This window comes from Candidatus Hydrogenedentota bacterium (genome assembly GCA_016791475.1).
In the GTDB taxonomy this organism is placed as follows: domain Bacteria; phylum Hydrogenedentota; class Hydrogenedentia; order Hydrogenedentales; family JAEUWI01; genus JAEUWI01.
This window is the reverse complement of the sequence record JAEUWI010000249.1, coordinates 1-684: the sequence shown is the minus strand read 5'-3', so window position 1 is coordinate 684 and position 684 is coordinate 1. Positions and strand designations below refer to the sequence as shown.

The following is a 684-nucleotide window of genomic DNA, read 5'->3' as shown; positions in this document are numbered from 1 at the left end:
CTTGCAATGACCTCCCCGGTCTTTGCCCAGGAACCGGACCCGATCTCTGAATTGACCCGCGGTTTGAACACCCTCTGGATCCTGATCACCGGTTTCCTCGTGTTCTGGATGCAGGCTGGCTTTGCCCTCGTGGAGGCTGGTCTGACCCGTTCCAAGAACACCACCAATATTTTGTTCAAGAACCTGATCGACTTTGTATTCGCGACAGTCGCATTTTGGGCATTTGGTTATGCCTTCATGTATGGTTCTTCCGCGGCAGGTTGGATCGGTACCAGCGGCTTCTTCATCAGCGGCGGCGAAGATGTGGTTGGTGTGCCCGTTCTTGCCTTCTGGTTCTTCCAATTGGTCTTTGCTGGAACCGCGGCAACCATCGTTTCGGGCGCCATGGCGGAACGCACCAAGTTCTCCGCTTATTTGATCTACAGCTTCTTTATCAGCGCGATCATCTATCCGATTGCCGGTCACTGGGTGTGGGGAGGCGGCTGGTTGTGGACCCTGCCCTTCGGCGCTGGCTTCCGTGACTTTGCCGGTTCCACCGTTGTACACAGTGTTGGCGGCTGGCTTTCCTTGATCGGCGCGGTCGTTCTCGGCCCGCGCATCGGCCGCTTCACAAAGGATGGAAAAGCTGTTGCCATCCCCGGTCACTCCATCACACTGGCAACCCTGGGTGTATTCATTCTTTGG

The 684-nt window shown here is 56.3% G+C and carries 1 protein-coding gene; it reads left to right on the top strand.

Going from position 1 to position 684, the window contains the following annotated elements:
* Positions 1-684: ammonium transporter (locus tag JNK74_29030; protein ID MBL7650226.1), on the top strand; the 684-nt coding region annotated here is incomplete at both ends.